Below are 14,904 nucleotides of genomic sequence, written 5' to 3' on the forward strand. Positions count from 1 at the left end.
TGGAGTAAAATAATCCGTTGAAAAATTCATATTCGTACAGTTCGTTCTTCAATCTTCACCTTTGCAGCCGCGGTTACGCAATTGAACCCATAATGGGGCAACAAACTGGGGACGAGCTATTATTTTTCTGCTGCATTATTTTACACAAAGTCCAGTATAAGTGATTCGGTTGAATAATGTCAAGCGGAAATTCCTTAAAAACGCTTTACAAACCCTCTTTCTCTCTATAAAATAAGAAGGTATCTGTCGAATAAGACAATGAAATCAAAGGAGAAAAGAGATGAATCCCGTATCACCGTTATTTGAGAAAATCGACACTTCTATCAAAAAGAAAGCAGATCTGATCGAAACAAGTTATCTGCGTTATGCCGCACGTTCTGCTTTTGCCTGTTTGTTCCTGACATTAGGCTCAGCTATTGCCTTCGTTATTGCGATGAAAGGCGAAGAAATCGCTCATGGTTTTGGTAAAATGCTTTACGCGTTTATGTTCAGCTGGTCATTGGTGATGATCTTATACATGAATGCTGAATTAGGAACGTCAAATATGCTGTACATGACAGTGGGTGTTTACCGCAAACGACTCCATTTTTCATTAGCAGCAAAAATCTTGTTTACGTGTATTTTGTTCAACTTGATCGGTGGGGTGATTTTTGGGATCTTAGTCTCGTTGACAGGCCCATTTCAAGGATTAGCTCCAGACAACTATATGTTTGAATCGATTGCCGCAAAATTGTCTAAATCAAGCGGTCAGATTCTTATAGAAGGAATATTTGCAAATATCGTAGTGAATACGGCTGTGCTGGTCAGCATGCGGATGAAAGATGATGCGGGTAAGATTTTGGCTATCAATTTTATTATCTTTATCTTTGCATTCCTAGGCTATGAACACGTAATTGCGAACTTCCCTGCATTTACGCTAGCATTTGCTGCTTCAGGAGGAAACATGGACACAATGACGGTCACAACTATTTTACATAACTTGTCTCTAGCGCTGGTAGGAAATTATATCGGCGGCGGTTTAATCATGGGACTGGGCTATGCTTGGCTGAATCAATCGAAATCTGCGTATGTGGATTAGGTACAAGAAAACTGCAGCAGAGCTTTAGGGAAACAGAGGGGGAAAAACATGCTGGATTTTCCAAATGATAAAAATAAAGCAGAACAAATGGCGCGCTATATGAAAAATCAGTTCATTTTTGCTGGGATACAAAAACCAGAACGCGCCTTGCTGCAGAAAGAATTACTGAAAGAAAGCACAGGCTGGTCAGTTGAAAAATTGATGACGGTCATTTCTGATTTTTATCAAAGACCAGAAAGAGAATATCAATATGCAGCCATCGATTTGGCACAGAAAAACGTCAAACGATTGAACATGGAAGAATTGAAACTGTTCTTGCCTTTAACAGCTGAAAAGAAATGGTGGGACAGTATCGATTCTTGGCGAAAAGTTTACAGTACGTGGTGTCTGTCTCACTTTGACCAGCTTTCAACTATATATGATTGGTTTTATGGTCAGGAAGATTTTTGGATGAGACGCATAGCAATCACTTTACAATTGGGTTTTAGAGAAAAAACGGATCAAGAGTTATTGAAAAAAGCATACCAATATGATATGTATACAAATGAGTTCTTCATTCAAAAAGCAATTGGCTGGGCATTAAGAGATTACAGCAAAACCAATCCAGCGTGGGTGAAGGAACAGCTGGGAACAGAAACATTCAGCAATTTAGCAGTTCGAGAAGCAAGCAAGTATTTAGGAGAAAGCGAGACGACAAAAAAATGAGACGTAGATTATTTGCTTTTGATATTGACGGAACGTTGTTGGATTCAAATAAACAGCCTTTGGATAGTACAAGAGAGGCGCTAGATAAATTAAGAAAAGCCGGACATCTAGTAACGATCGCTACAGGACGCAGTCGTTTTCATGCACAAGAAATCATTCGTGACTTAGAATTCACGAATTATATTTTATGTAATGGTGCTGCTGGATTCTTGGATCATGAACAGATCTATAAAAACTTATTGGATCGCGAACAGTTAGATAACTTTGTGAAACAAGCTCACGAAGCACAGATCGACACAGCATTTGTAGGATTAGACAACATTAAACGCAACTCATCAAATCATGTGGACGTGATGGAAGATGCGATGAAATCTTTCGGCGCAGTCTTGCCTGAATTGGATCGTTTTTTTGTAGAAGAACAAGAAGTTTATCAAGCATTAGCATTTTTCGATAATACATTTGACGACAAATTTACTAATTACGAACGTCTTCGCTTTGTCCGCTGGCATGAAAATAGTGTGGACGTTGTGCCGCACAATGGTTCAAAAGCAGCGACAATCTTGCATTTAGCAGAACAAGTAGGCATTGCAAAAGAAGATGTCATCAGTTTCGGCGATGGTCAAAACGACCGGGAAATGTTACGAATGTCTGGTGTAGGTGTGGCAATGGGAAATGCTGTGCCCGAAGTTCAAAAAGAGGCAGATGTGGTGACGGATACCAATGATCAAGATGGTATTTGGAAGACATTGAAGGAAATGAGTTTTATTTAGAGGTTGTGAGCAGCATGTTCTGCTTCAAGAATTAAGGGCGGAGAAAGGAAAACAGCTTTTCATGTTTTTCATTTCTCCGCTCTTAATTCCGCAGAAGCAATGCTGCGAACACCGTTTATGAAGAGGTCGTAAAAAAGCTGCTCAGCCTCAAGTAATAAAGAAGAATCCACGAAAACCGTTATTCATGTTTTTTTCTGAGGAAAGCCTCATCCTTTGAATAACTGCCAAAATTTCCAAGTGGTTTTCCTATTTTTGACCATTTTGTTTTACAATACTTGATAAATCGATAAAACACATATCTTTAGGAAAGAGAGACCGAAGTCCAGTACTTCAGGCTCTCTTTCTTTTCTGCATAAAAACAACTATAATATGAAGTGACGTTAAAAGAGAAGGGGAAAAAATGTGCGGGTATTGTTTATTGGTGATGTAGTAGGTTCGATGGGAAGAGAGACTATAACGGAATATCTTCCACGGCTGAAACAAAAATATCGTCCTCAAGTTACGATCGTCAACGGCGAGAATGCTGCTTCAGGTCGCGGTATTACAGAAAAAATCTATAAAAAATTTCTTCAAGATGGTGTAGATGTCGTCACTATGGGAAACCATACTTGGGACAATCGTGACATCTTTGAGTTTATCGATCGCGAGAAAAAAATCGTTCGACCAGCGAACTTTCCAGAAGGTACACCTGGAAAAGGCATGGTTTTCATCAAAGTGAATCAAGTAGAATTAGCAGTAATCAATCTGCAAGCACGCAGTTTTATGACTGATCTGGATGATCCGTTTCGTAAAATAGATGAATTAGTTGCAGAAGCTAAAAAAAGAACATCGATCATTTTCTTGGATTTTCACGGGGAAACAACAAGTGAGAAACAAGCGATGGGCTGGTTTTTAGACGGAAAAGTTTCTGCAGTTGTCGGCACGCATACACATGTACAAACCAACGACGCGCGTATTTTGCCAAAAGGAACAGCTTATCTGACAGATGTCGGTATGACCGGACCTTACGATGGGATCTTAGGCATGAAAAAAGAACCAGTGATCGAAAAATTCTTAACAGCTCTGCCAAAACGTTTCGAAGTTGTAGAACAAGGGCGTTCGAATTTAAGCGGCTGTGTCATAGATATCGATGATGCGACAGGCCGCGCACGAATGATCCAACCTTTCCAAATCAATGAAGATAAACCATTCATGAACTAAAAAGGAGAAAAAGAGATGGCTTTGCAAAAAGAACCAGAAATCCAGCACGCAGTTGACGAACTTCTTTCTTTGTTAAAAGAAAACGAAACCGTCTGTCAATTTAAAGAATTGGAAGAAAAGGTCCAGCAAAACCAATCTCTTGATCAACTTGTTGAGGACATCAAACAAGCGCAAAAAGATGCTGTACAATTTGCGCACTATGGCAAACCAGCTGCGGAACAAGAAGCAATCAAGCGAGCAGACCGCCTGACGAAAGAATTCGAAGAGCATCCGCTCGTGATTGCTTATCGCGAACAATTGGCAGAGGCAAATGATCTGCTGCATCATTTGACGAACTTGATCCAACAGCAGCTGAATGAAAAAATAGAGGAGGAAGACTATGCCTCAAAAAACTAAAAACACTCCGATGATGGAACAATACCTAAGCATCAAGGCTCAGTACCAAGATGCTTTTTTATTCTACCGCTTAGGAGATTTCTACGAATTATTTTATGAAGATGCCGTCAAAGCATCACAAATTTTAGAATTGACTTTGACCAGCAGAAATAGAAATGCAGATGATCCAATCCCAATGTGCGGTGTTCCGCATCATTCTGCACAAGGCTATATCGATATCCTGATTGAAAAAGGCTATAAAGTAGCAATCTGTGAACAAGTAGAAGATCCGAAAACGACAAAAGGAATGGTCAAACGGGAAGTCGTTCAGCTAGTAACGCCAGGAACAGTCATGGAAAGCAAAGGCCTTTCTGCAAAAGACAATAATTTCCTGACAGCATTAGTCAGCCGGCCAGAAGGTTTTGGTTTTGCTTACGCCGATCTTAGTACTGGGGAATTGAAGACCGCTTTTTTGAGAGACGAAGAAGCTGTTTTGAATGAAACATCTGCGTTGCAGTCAAAAGAAATCGTTTTGGGCAATGAACTGTCAGAGACGTTAGCAAAACAATTGAAAGAAAGATTAGGACTCGTTTTTTCTAAACAAGAAACAATGGAAGAAAATGCGGAATTCAGCTTTTTGACCAGCGGATTGACCAATGAACTGCAACAAGAAGCAACCGGGAAATTACTTACTTATTTATCGGTCACGCAAAAAAGAAGTTTGTCTCATATCCAAAAAGCAGTCGAATATCAACCCGATCATTATTTGAAAATCGATTATTATTCCAAATTCAATTTGGAACTTATTCAATCGATCCGGACCGGAAAAAAACACGGGACACTTTTATGGCTGCTTGATGAAACAAAAACAGCAATGGGCGGACGTTTGCTGAAACAATGGTTAGATCGCCCGCTGATCCAAGCTGCCCAAATCAAGGAACGTCAAGAAATGGTTGCTTCCTTATTAGATAGTTATTTTGAGCGAATCGATCTTCAAGAAGCATTGACAAAAGTATATGACCTTGAACGTTTAGCAGGACGTGTAGCGTTCGGCAATGTGAACGGACGTGATTTGATCCAGCTGAAAACTTCTTTGAACCAAGTGCCGCTTATTCGTCAACTGATCGAAGGAATCAATCAAGGTCAATGGGATCGTTTGCTTACAGATATGCAGCCGATGAATGAATTAGTTGCGTTGATCGAACAAGCGATCAATGAAGATGCGCCTCTTCAAATAACAGAAGGAAATGTCATCAAAGACGGTTTCAATGAACAATTGGATCACTACCGTTCTGCTATGAAAAATGGCAAACAATGGTTGGCAGAACTTGAAGCAAAAGAACGCGCCGAAACAGGTATCAAGAACTTGAAAATCGGCTTCAACCGCGTCTTTGGCTACTTTATCGAAATCACAAAATCGAACCTTGGAAGTCTTGAAGAAGGAAAATACGAACGCAAACAAACACTTGCGAATGCGGAACGTTTTATCACACCTGAATTGAAAAAACTAGAGACACAAATCTTAGAAGCAGAAGAAAAATCAGTGGATTTGGAATACCAGCTGTTTTTAGCAGTAAGAGATGAAGTGAAAAAAGCAATTCAGCCGCTGCAAACTTTGGCAAAAGCAATCAGTGCCGCAGATGTACTTCAAAGCTTTGCTGCTGTCAGCGAACGTTATCAATATGTTCGACCTGAAATGACGAGCAGCAGTCAACTTCTATCTATCAAAGACGGACGCCATCCCGTGGTGGAAAAAGTGCTGGGGCATCAAGAATATATCCCAAATAGTGTAGAGATGGATGAAAATGAAATGATCTTGCTGATCACAGGACCGAATATGTCTGGTAAAAGTACCTATATGCGTCAACTTGCATTGACTGTTATTATGGCGCAAATCGGTTGTTTTGTTCCTGCACAGCACGCAGTTTTACCAATTTTCGATCGTATTTTCACACGAATCGGAGCAAGTGATGATCTGATTGCTGGACAAAGTACATTTATGGTAGAAATGATGGAGGCTAACCAGGCATTGCGCCACGCGACACCAAATAGTTTGATTTTATTTGATGAATTGGGACGAGGAACCGCAACCTATGATGGGATGGCACTTGCCCAAGCAATCATCGAATACATCCACAAACACGTGAGAGCCAAAACACTGTTTTCTACGCATTATCATGAATTGACTGCTTTAGACAATGAACTTTCCCATTTGAAAAATATCCATGTAGGTGCTGTAGAAAAAGATGGCGAAGTAGTATTTCTTCATAAAATGATGGATGGACCAGCAGACAAGAGTTACGGTATCCACGTAGCGAAAATCGCTGGGCTGCCAGAACGTTTGTTAGAACGCGCTTCAGACATTTTAACAGCTTTGGAAGCAGGAGAGTCAGTCATCGATCATCCTGTTCCGGCAGTATCTGAAATGGAAGAAACGCTCGTTATTGCAGAAGAAACCCAACAGCTGTCCTTATTTGCTGAAACTACTGAAGAAGAAAGCAAAGTCGTCGCAGCATTGAAATCTCTTAATCTGCTTGAAATGACACCAATGGACGCATTGAATACACTATATAAATTACAAAAACAATTATAAAACGAAAGAAGGCGTGAATAATGGCTAAGATCCAAGAACTTTCTGAACGTCTGGCTAACCAGATTGCTGCAGGGGAAGTTGTTGAACGCCCTGCCTCTGTCGTAAAAGAACTGGTCGAAAATGCCATTGACGCAAAAAGTACTCAAATCGATATTTTAGTAGAAGAAGCCGGACTGAAAACGATCCAAGTCATCGATAATGGTGAAGGAATCTATACGGATGATGTCGAAAATGCGTTCAAGCGCCACGCCACCAGCAAAATCCATAATCGAGATGATTTGTTCCGTATTCGAACACTTGGTTTTCGAGGAGAGGCGCTGCCAAGTATCGCTTCTGTTTCAGAAATGACTGTTGAAACAGCGAATCAAGAAGAAAAAGAAGGCACTTATTTGGCATTAAAAGGGGGCGAAGTTCTTGAACATCGCCCAGCACCTTTGCGCCAAGGAACAAAAATCACCGTAAAAAATCTATTTTTCAACACACCAGCACGTTTGAAATATGTCAAAACGCTGCAAACAGAACTAGCGAACATTGGCGATATCGTGAATCGCCTGGCTTTGAGCCATCCAACGGTTGCTTTTCGTTTGGTCCATGATGGAAACAAAATGCTGACAACAGCAGGAAACGGCGATTTAAAACAAACAGTAGCTGGCATCTATGGATTATCTACTGCCAAGAAAATGCTGAAAATCGAAGCAAAAGATCTGGACTTTGAATTACTTGGTTATGTGTCACTTCCTGAAGTAACAAGAGCGAGCCGGAATTATCTTTCTACGATTATCAACGGCCGTTATATCAAGAACTTTTCTCTTAACAAAGCAATTGTGGCAGGCTATGGTTCCAAACTAATGATCGGGCGCTTTCCAATCGCTGTTTTGGAAATAAAAATGGATCCGCTGCTAGTAGATGTGAACGTCCATCCAACGAAACAAGAAGTCCGATTATCCAAAGAAAAAGAATTGATGACATTGATTGAAGATGCTATCCAGAAAGCATTAAGTGAAGAAAATTTGATACCAAGTGCAGCGGACAATCTGCGGTTTAAAAAGAAAGTCGAGAATCAGCCAAAAAGTGAACAGATAGAAATCGATCTTTCATATGCTTTTGAAGAAGAGAAGCCAAAAAAACCAGCAAGCTTGAATTTTGATCAAAAAACAGGGACATTTTTTGTCAAAGAAGAAAATCCACAACCAGAAGAAAACACTGTTGATAACTTTGTGGAAAACAAAGAGAAAACAGTGGGAACTTCGCAAAGTTATCCGCTTCATTCAACGGATAATGTGGAAAAAGTGGATAACTCCGACGTTTATGAGGAAAACTTTGTCGAAAAAAATGTGGATAAAAACAATTTGGAAAACTTATCCACTGTGGATAAAAAAGCTGAAGATGAGACTGAAATCTTTTTTGAACAAGAAATCGCTTTGCATCCTGAATTTGATTTGAGTACCGTAAAAGAACGGGAATTAGATCAAACGATTCGGAAATTAGAAGAAGAAAAACCGACTCAGCGATTCCCTCGATTGGAATATTTTGGACAAATGCATGGGACATATTTGTTTGCGCAAAGTAAAGAAGGCTTATACATCATTGACCAGCACGCTGCCCAAGAAAGAATCAAATATGAATATTTCAGAGAAAAAATCGGCGAAGTCTCCAATGATCTTCAAGAATTACTGGTTCCTTTCGTTTTGGATTATCCCAATAGCGATGCGCTGAAGTTAAAAGAAAAAATGGATTTATTGGTGGAGGCTGGCATCCATTTAGAAGAATTTGGTCAAAACAGTTTTATTGTACGCGCACATCCAACGTGGTATCCTAGCGGTGAAGAAGAAGCGATTATTCGTGAAATGATCGATATGTTGCTGACAACTGGCAGCGTCAGTGTAAAAAAATTCCGGGAAGCAACAGCAATCATGATGAGCTGCAAACGTTCGATCAAAGCAAATCATTATCTGAATGAAGCACAGGCAAGAGTTTTGCTGGATGATTTGGCACGTTGTGAGAATCCATTTAATTGTCCGCATGGCCGACCAGTCCTGATCCATTTTACAAATTCGGATATGGAGCGGATGTTTAAGAGAATCCAAGATCCGCATTAAGAGGTTGTGAATGAACCGTTCAGCTCCAAGCATTAAAGAAGAATTTCGTAAAATAGCTTCTCATATTTTGCGAAATTTTGAATTAATGCCGAAGGAGCTGGTTCATGAACACCGTGGATAGAGGTCGTGAGCAAAGCGGTTTGACTTGAGGTTACGAAAAAGTTTTTTAACCTCTAGCACCAATTCTCTGCTTTTCATTAGTCACTATTTATTTGCTTAAAACACTCACTGCATACTAAGGAGGAACAACGATGGACGTGATTTTAGCTTCACAATCTCCAAGAAGAAAAGAGCTGCTTGCTTGGCTCGTTCCTGCATTCGAAGTTCGACCAGCAGATATTGACGAAACGCCAAAGGAAAATGAAGATCCTCTTGAATATGTAGCACGCATGGCAGAAGAAAAAGCTGCTGTCATCGCAGCAAGTCATCCAGATCAGTTAGTGATTGCTAGTGATACAACAGTAGCAATCGGGCAAACGATTTTGGGCAAACCCGCAGATGCGCAAGAGGCGGAAGAAATGCTTCAGCTGCTTAGCGGGAAAGAACATCTTGTGTATACTTCTGTAGTTTTGCAAAAAGGTAAACACATGGAAAAAGTGTTATCTCAAGCCGCAGTGACGTTTTATCCATTGTCAAATGACGATATCAGCCAATATTTGTCTACTGATGATTATCAAGACAAAGCAGGTGCTTATGGTATCCAAGGCCCAGCAGGTATTTTTGTGAAAAAAATCGAAGGGGATTACTACAGTATCGTTGGTTTTCCTGTCGGTGCTGTAAATCAAGCCTTAAAACATTTTAACTAAAAAAAGAAATCGCGACGAATATCGCGATTTCTTTTTGTTTTATTTTGAATAACAGTCTCAAACTGTTGCTTCACCGACAGCTTCATGAGATTGGACAGTTCCTTTTTTAGTAAGTGAAAGTCCAGAGATTTGGTTCATATTTGTAACAACTACTACGATTTCTGTTTCTTTGCCAGCTGATTCCACTTTCGCAAGATCCATTTTTGCTAGTAAAGTCTCTGGTGTGACCATGTCGCCTTCGTTAACATAAACAGTGAATGGTTCGCCTTTTAATTCAACAGTATCTAATCCCATGTGGACCAAGATTTCCATACCTGTTTCTGACAAAATACTGATTGCATGTTTTGTTTCAAATACATTCGTTACCTTACCATTGACTGGTGCGTAAACATTCCCATCAGTCGGCAAGACACTATAACCGTCACCCATCATTTTTTGTGAAAATACTGGATCGTTAACTTCAGTGATCTCTTTCAATGTACCTTCTGCAGCAGCGAATAAAGTTTCAGTTTTTGCTGGTGTCTCAACTGGGCTAGATGTAAAGGAAGAAACAGAAGAGCCTGTTCCTGCATCAGCCATTGCAAGAGTTGGTTCTTGGACGCCCGTATTGTTTACAGGGTCGATTTTATTCAAGATGCCTTGACGTCTGAAAACCACTGTTAAACCAAATGGAATGATGACAGCAATCACCATCGCAATGATGAAAGGTACCCAAGATTGTGCTTGGATAGCCAAGATTCCTGGTAGTCCGCCAACACCGATCGCATTAGCGCGAACGCCCATCAAAGTAGCGAACATTCCTGCTAAACCAGAGCCGACCATTGCAGCTACAAACGGGTAGACATATTTCAAGTTGATCCCAAACATTGCAGGTTCCGTAACTCCCAAATAACAAGAAATCATCGCTGGGATAGAGATTTGTTCTTCTTTTTTATTTCCGCGGTGCAAGTAGATGATTGCTAATACAGCAGAACCTTGAGCGATATTTGACAAGGCGATCATCGGCCATAGATTTGTTGAACCGAAGTCAGCAATCAGCTGCATATCGATAGCATTGGTCATATGGTGCAATCCGGTAATAACAAAAGGTGCATACAAGAATCCGAAAATCGCGCTAAACAACCAATTCACAGATGAAGTCAAACCTGCATTTACGATTGAAGAAATCCAACTTCCGATTGCCCAGCCGATTGGTCCTAAAACGACGTGAGCCGCTAATACTGTGGGTACCAAAGAGAATAATGGAACAAAAATCATCGAAATGGATTGCGGGATAACTTTTCGGAAAAAGATTTCCAGATAAGCTAACATGAATCCAGCCAACATTGCAGGAATAACCTGTGCTTGATAACCAATCATATCTACTTGTGCAAAACCGAAATCCCAGAAAGGAATATCAGCAGCAGCAGTGGTTGCAACGCCGTAAGCATTTAATAATTGCGGTGAAACTAATGTGATACCAAGTACGATACCCAAGATTTGCGTTGTTCCCATTTTTTTAGCAATACTCCATGTGATCCCTACAGGAAGGAAGTGGAAAATCGCTTCGCCCGGCAGCCATAAGAACCCATTGACACCATTCCAAAATTGCGAGTGTTCAACAATCGTTCCGCCTAAACTTTCAAACTCGATGCCTTCTAAAACATTTCGAAATCCTAAAATCAATCCACCAACAATAATCGCTGGGATCAAAGGTGTGAAAATCTCTGCCAGTACAGCGATCATACGCTGGATTGGATTCAGATTTTGCTTCGCCGCTGACTTGCTCTGGTCTTTGGATACGCCTTCAATTCCAGAAACAGCTGAAAAATCATTGAAGAATGTGGCAACGTCATTTCCGATGATGACTTGGAATTGTCCCGCGTTTGTAAACATTCCTTTAACAGAAGGGATATCTTCAATCGCTTCTTCATTTGCCTTTTTTGGATCGTTCAAAACAAATCGAACACGTGTCGCACAATGACTGACAGCAGCAATATTCTCTTTGCCGCCAACCTCCTTCAACAGCCTCTCAGCATCCTCCCGATACTTACCCATAAATATTCCCCTTTCTCTAACTTATATATACAAGTTATCTTCTTCTCTTATCATAACTGCTTATAACGACAAATGCAAGCGTTTTATTTATATAACATTTGCTATTTTGAGTTAAGAAAACATGTCACAAAGAAGGTGAGCACTCATTTTTCAAAAAAAGCGAATTTTTATTCTTTTTCTTTTCAAGTGTTATTATCTCTAATAGTTGGGTATTTGGCTATCAATATTTTTATAACAGAAATATTCTTCAGAATAAGCAGTTAAAAACGATTTCATGTTTCTTGAAAAGAGAAAACGCCTATAGTATAGTGAAGGCATGCACAAAAATATCAAAGGCAAACAGTGAGGGAGAGAATAAATGAATAAGTTCAATGAAATATTTTTAGACTTAGAGCAAAAAATCTTAGAAAAAGAGTATCCTCCTCATACGCTGCTGCCTAGCGAAAACCAATTGATCAAAATTTATAATGTTTCACGGGAAACAATTAGAAAAGCATTGAATCTATTGACGAATGCAGGCTATATCCAGAAAAAACAAGGAAAAGGATCAATTGTTTTAGACAGAAACCGTTTTGATTTTCCATTTTCTGGTTTAACAAGTTATAAAGAATTGCAGGATACACAACATATTCCTAGTGAAACTGTTGTGAAAGTTTTAGAAGAAACAACTGTAGACAAAGAATTAGAAAAAATCACCGGTTGGAAAGAGGGAACACCTATCTGGCATTTAGTTCGCCAACGGAAAATAAATGGCGAAGCAGTTATTTTAGATACTGATTATCTTTTAAAAGAAGTGGTTCCTACATTAACAAAAGAACAAGCTGAGCGTTCGATCTATGCCTATTTTGAGGACCAGCTGAATTTAACGATCGCTTATGCGCAAAAAGAGATCACCGTTGAGCCTGTTCCTGAAAAAGCTGCGCAATATATGGATTTGAATAAAGACCCTTATATAGTGGCAGTTAGAGGTTTGGTCCATTTAGAAGATACGCGCTGTTTTGAATATACAGAATCTATCCATCGTTTAGATAAGTTTCGATTTGTTGAATTTGCGAGAAGAAGAAAAGTTTGATTTTTGACTACTGACTTTTGTGAGAAAAGAGTCTTATTGCTGTGAAACACGAAGAATGAAGTGATTCGATGTCGAACAGTACCTACTTGGTGCTCGGAACTGAACGGTTCATTCACAACCTCTTCTTAAACGGTGTTCACTCAGCTGACTTTCGGTATTAAGCTTCATCTCAACAAAATATAGAAAGCTATTTTGCTAAGATGAAGAGTCTTAATACTCAAGTCATAACGCTTTGCTCACAACCTCTTTTGAGCAGATTACTTCTCCTCTGCCCTTCATTTGCTTAGTATAAAGGAAAAGGGGTGTGGTCAAGATGAATCAACCAAATAAAGAAGAATTGAAACAAAAACTTTCAGATATGGAATATGCGGTGACTCAAGAAAACGCGACAGAACCTGCTTTCACTGGTAAATATGATGATTTTTATGAAAAAGGGATCTATGTAGACGTAGTCAGCGGCGAACCATTATTCAGTTCCGCAGAAAAATACGACGCTGGTTGCGGCTGGCCTTCTTTCAGCAAACCAATCGAGCGAAAAGACATCAAAGAAAAAGCGGATTTTTCTTACGGAATGCACCGCGTAGAAGTACGCAGCACAGAAGCAGATTCGCATTTAGGTCATGTATTTTCAGATGGTCCGGCAGACAAAGGCGGCTTGCGTTACTGTATCAATTCAGCTGCTTTGAAATTTATTCCTTATGAAGAAATGGACAAAGCCGGGTATGAAGAGTTCAAGAAATATGTAGAATAGTTTGTAAAAACAGAGATCGAAGAAGAAAGTCTTCGATCTCTGTTTTATTTGTATGTTCTTTTATATAATGTTGCTATAAGAATATTGATTTTAAAAATAACAGTAGTAAAACAAATAATACAAGTGTAAAATTATTTATGTAAGAGTTATTGATAAAATAAAAAAACGAATAACTTTTATTCTAAATACACAACATTACATAGTAAAAGATTTACAGCAGAGGAGCATGAATCAAATGGATAAAACATATACATCTTTAGACGAAGCATGGAACCAAACCCAACAAGAACCAACAGTTTGGGATTATCTAGCAATCAAGGATCGATCTTTTTATTATGTTTACGGCAATCAATCTTTATTTTTAAGCAGTTTTCAAACAAAAGATTTACCAGAACCGCCTTATCAACTAACTCCTTTAGGGAAAGTACTAACAAAAATGAGCCATTTTGCCAATATCATGTCGCGCCGTCCCGGTACAGAAGAAGTGACATTCTATGCGTTATTAAATGAACCGCAAAGTGGACTTTTAGGACGGAAAATTGACGAAAAAATGCTTAACATCGGTGTGCCTCCTTTAGTATGGCGGCGAGAGCAAATCAAAAGAGCAATCAGAGAAAAAGTAGAAGCTTATATAAAAGCAAACGAATCCTTTTTGTTTCTTGATATCGGTAGCGGTGGAGGGTTTGACAGTCTTGAAATCGAGCGCTTGATGCATAGAATGAGCGAATTGACTCAAAATACGCAATGGTCAAATTCTTATGCAAGTATAAATGTCGATATCGACACGAAATGGCTTGAAAATAACCAAAAGCTGGCAGAAGAAATGTTTGGAGAGAACCATAACATTGTAAGGGAAAATATCTCTGCTTTTGACTTTCTTTCTGATAAAAGCTATCGATCTACTTTGAAAAAATACGATAATCTGATTATTTCTTGCAATGGTTTTGCAGAATTTTTATCTGATGCAGAGTTGCAGAAACTATACCTTGGCATTCGTGAGCTGACGGATTCATTTGAAGGTAATGCTACAGTCATCTTGCCATTTGCAAATAAAAATGAGAAACAAGAAGCAGTCGGGAAAAAAATCGGCTTCCAATTCCGAGCAAAAGATAAACAAGAGATGACTGAAATGATCAATGATCTATTTGCCGGTTATCAGGTTTCTAACACTGAAAAGCATAGTCATATCGTGATGTTTATTGAAAAATAATTCTATATTTTCGTACACTTTTATCTAAGAGTAAGGAAAGACATGTTTAGAGAATAGCAGAAGAGAGCATCCAATTGGATTGGATGCTCTCTTTTTTGTCTATTGATCATTTAATACTTTTTCCAAAGCCGTCTTTATTGCTTCAACAGCTTCAGGATTTTCAGCATTTTCTATTTCCAAACGGCTCGCTTCGCCATTTGCAGCAGCA

General features: G+C 39.3%; 12 protein-coding genes. 11 read left to right on the forward strand and 1 reads right to left on the reverse strand.

Annotation, left to right across the window (positions count from 1 at the left end; all coding sequences use genetic code 11):
• The first annotated feature begins 280 nt into the window (after positions 1-280).
• The 8 genes from IGI64_RS00690 to IGI64_RS00725 all read left to right on the forward strand — a co-directional run bounded on the left by IGI64_RS00690 (position 281) and on the right by IGI64_RS00725 (position 9,626).
• A complete protein-coding gene (locus IGI64_RS00690; RefSeq protein ID WP_016623790.1) occupies positions 281-1,078 on the forward strand; it encodes a formate/nitrite transporter family protein in 798 nt (265 codons plus the stop codon).
• Positions 1,079-1,126: 48 nt separating this feature from the next.
• Positions 1,127-1,783 (forward strand): DNA alkylation repair protein, encoded by a 657-nt coding sequence (locus IGI64_RS00695; RefSeq protein WP_016623789.1) that lies wholly within the window; start codon positions 1,127-1,129, stop codon positions 1,781-1,783.
• The gene (locus tag IGI64_RS00700; RefSeq protein WP_016623788.1) at positions 1,780-2,553 is read left to right on the forward strand and encodes a Cof-type HAD-IIB family hydrolase; all 774 of its coding nucleotides are present in this window, start codon (positions 1,780-1,782) and stop codon (positions 2,551-2,553) included. Before IGI64_RS00695 ends, IGI64_RS00700 begins: the two co-directional genes overlap by 4 nt.
• A gap of 402 nt (positions 2,554-2,955) precedes the next feature.
• Positions 2,956-3,753 carry a TIGR00282 family metallophosphoesterase gene (locus IGI64_RS00705; RefSeq protein ID WP_016623787.1) on the forward strand — a complete coding sequence of 266 codons (798 nt, stop codon included), beginning with the start codon at positions 2,956-2,958 and terminating at the stop codon, positions 3,751-3,753.
• Between the two features lie 15 nt (positions 3,754-3,768).
• On the forward strand, positions 3,769-4,149 hold the full coding sequence (locus IGI64_RS00710; RefSeq protein WP_016623786.1) for a YlbF family regulator: 381 nt from the start codon (positions 3,769-3,771) through the stop codon (positions 4,147-4,149).
• Entirely contained in the window at positions 4,133-6,721 is a 2,589-nt protein-coding gene (mutS, locus tag IGI64_RS00715) for a DNA mismatch repair protein MutS (protein ID WP_429939156.1), read from the forward strand. The genes IGI64_RS00710 and mutS overlap by 17 nt, the downstream gene beginning before the upstream one ends.
• A gap of 20 nt (positions 6,722-6,741) precedes the next feature.
• Complete coding sequence (mutL, locus tag IGI64_RS00720; RefSeq protein ID WP_429939157.1) at positions 6,742-8,820, forward strand: DNA mismatch repair endonuclease MutL; 2,079 nt, start codon at positions 6,742-6,744, stop codon at positions 8,818-8,820.
• A gap of 251 nt (positions 8,821-9,071) precedes the next feature.
• A complete protein-coding gene (locus IGI64_RS00725) occupies positions 9,072-9,626 on the forward strand; it encodes a Maf family protein (protein WP_429939158.1) in 555 nt (184 codons plus the stop codon).
• A 57-nt stretch (positions 9,627-9,683) separates the two neighbouring features.
• Here the strand turns inward: IGI64_RS00725 and treP are convergent, their stop codons facing one another.
• Positions 9,684-11,663, reverse strand: coding sequence for a PTS system trehalose-specific EIIBC component (gene treP, locus IGI64_RS00730; RefSeq protein WP_016623782.1), 1,980 nt, complete (start codon positions 11,661-11,663; stop codon positions 9,684-9,686).
• A gap of 358 nt (positions 11,664-12,021) precedes the next feature.
• Between treP and treR the strand changes: the two genes are divergently transcribed.
• The 3 genes from treR to IGI64_RS00745 all read left to right on the forward strand — a co-directional run bounded on the left by treR (position 12,022) and on the right by IGI64_RS00745 (position 14,696).
• A complete protein-coding gene (gene treR, locus IGI64_RS00735) occupies positions 12,022-12,735 on the forward strand; it encodes a trehalose operon repressor (protein ID WP_429939159.1) in 714 nt (237 codons plus the stop codon).
• A gap of 313 nt (positions 12,736-13,048) precedes the next feature.
• Positions 13,049-13,486, forward strand: a complete 438-nt coding sequence (msrB, locus tag IGI64_RS00740) for a peptide-methionine (R)-S-oxide reductase MsrB (RefSeq protein ID WP_429939160.1) — start codon at positions 13,049-13,051, stop codon at positions 13,484-13,486.
• A gap of 235 nt (positions 13,487-13,721) precedes the next feature.
• Positions 13,722-14,696 (forward strand): hypothetical protein, encoded by a 975-nt coding sequence (locus tag IGI64_RS00745; RefSeq protein ID WP_429939161.1) that lies wholly within the window; start codon positions 13,722-13,724, stop codon positions 14,694-14,696.
• Positions 14,697-14,904: the final 208 nt, after the last annotated feature.

Source organism: Enterococcus sp. DIV0210g (assembly GCF_050559705.1).
GTDB classification, from domain to species: Bacteria; Bacillota; Bacilli; order Lactobacillales; family Enterococcaceae; genus Enterococcus_B; species Enterococcus_B faecalis_A.

Excerpts from the sequence above, each read along its gene's own strand:
- IGI64_RS00690 (WP_016623790.1), top strand. The coding sequence starts at position 281 with ATGAATCCCGTATCACCGTTATTTGAGAAAATCGACACTTCTATCAAA.
- IGI64_RS00695 (WP_016623789.1), top strand. The coding sequence starts at position 1,127 with ATGCTGGATTTTCCAAATGATAAAAATAAAGCAGAACAAATGGCGCGC.
- IGI64_RS00700 (WP_016623788.1), top strand. The coding sequence starts at position 1,780 with ATGAGACGTAGATTATTTGCTTTTGATATTGACGGAACGTTGTTGGAT.
- IGI64_RS00710 (WP_016623786.1), top strand. The coding sequence starts at position 3,769 with ATGGCTTTGCAAAAAGAACCAGAAATCCAGCACGCAGTTGACGAACTT.
- mutS (WP_429939156.1), top strand. The coding sequence starts at position 4,133 with ATGCCTCAAAAAACTAAAAACACTCCGATGATGGAACAATACCTAAGC.
- mutL (WP_429939157.1), top strand. The coding sequence starts at position 6,742 with ATGGCTAAGATCCAAGAACTTTCTGAACGTCTGGCTAACCAGATTGCT.
- IGI64_RS00725 (WP_429939158.1), top strand. The coding sequence starts at position 9,072 with ATGGACGTGATTTTAGCTTCACAATCTCCAAGAAGAAAAGAGCTGCTT.
- treP (WP_016623782.1), bottom strand. The coding sequence starts at position 11,663 with ATGGGTAAGTATCGGGAGGATGCTGAGAGGCTGTTGAAGGAGGTTGGC.
- treR (WP_429939159.1), top strand. The coding sequence starts at position 12,022 with ATGAATAAGTTCAATGAAATATTTTTAGACTTAGAGCAAAAAATCTTA.
- msrB (WP_429939160.1), top strand. The coding sequence starts at position 13,049 with ATGAATCAACCAAATAAAGAAGAATTGAAACAAAAACTTTCAGATATG.
- IGI64_RS00745 (WP_429939161.1), top strand. The coding sequence starts at position 13,722 with ATGGATAAAACATATACATCTTTAGACGAAGCATGGAACCAAACCCAA.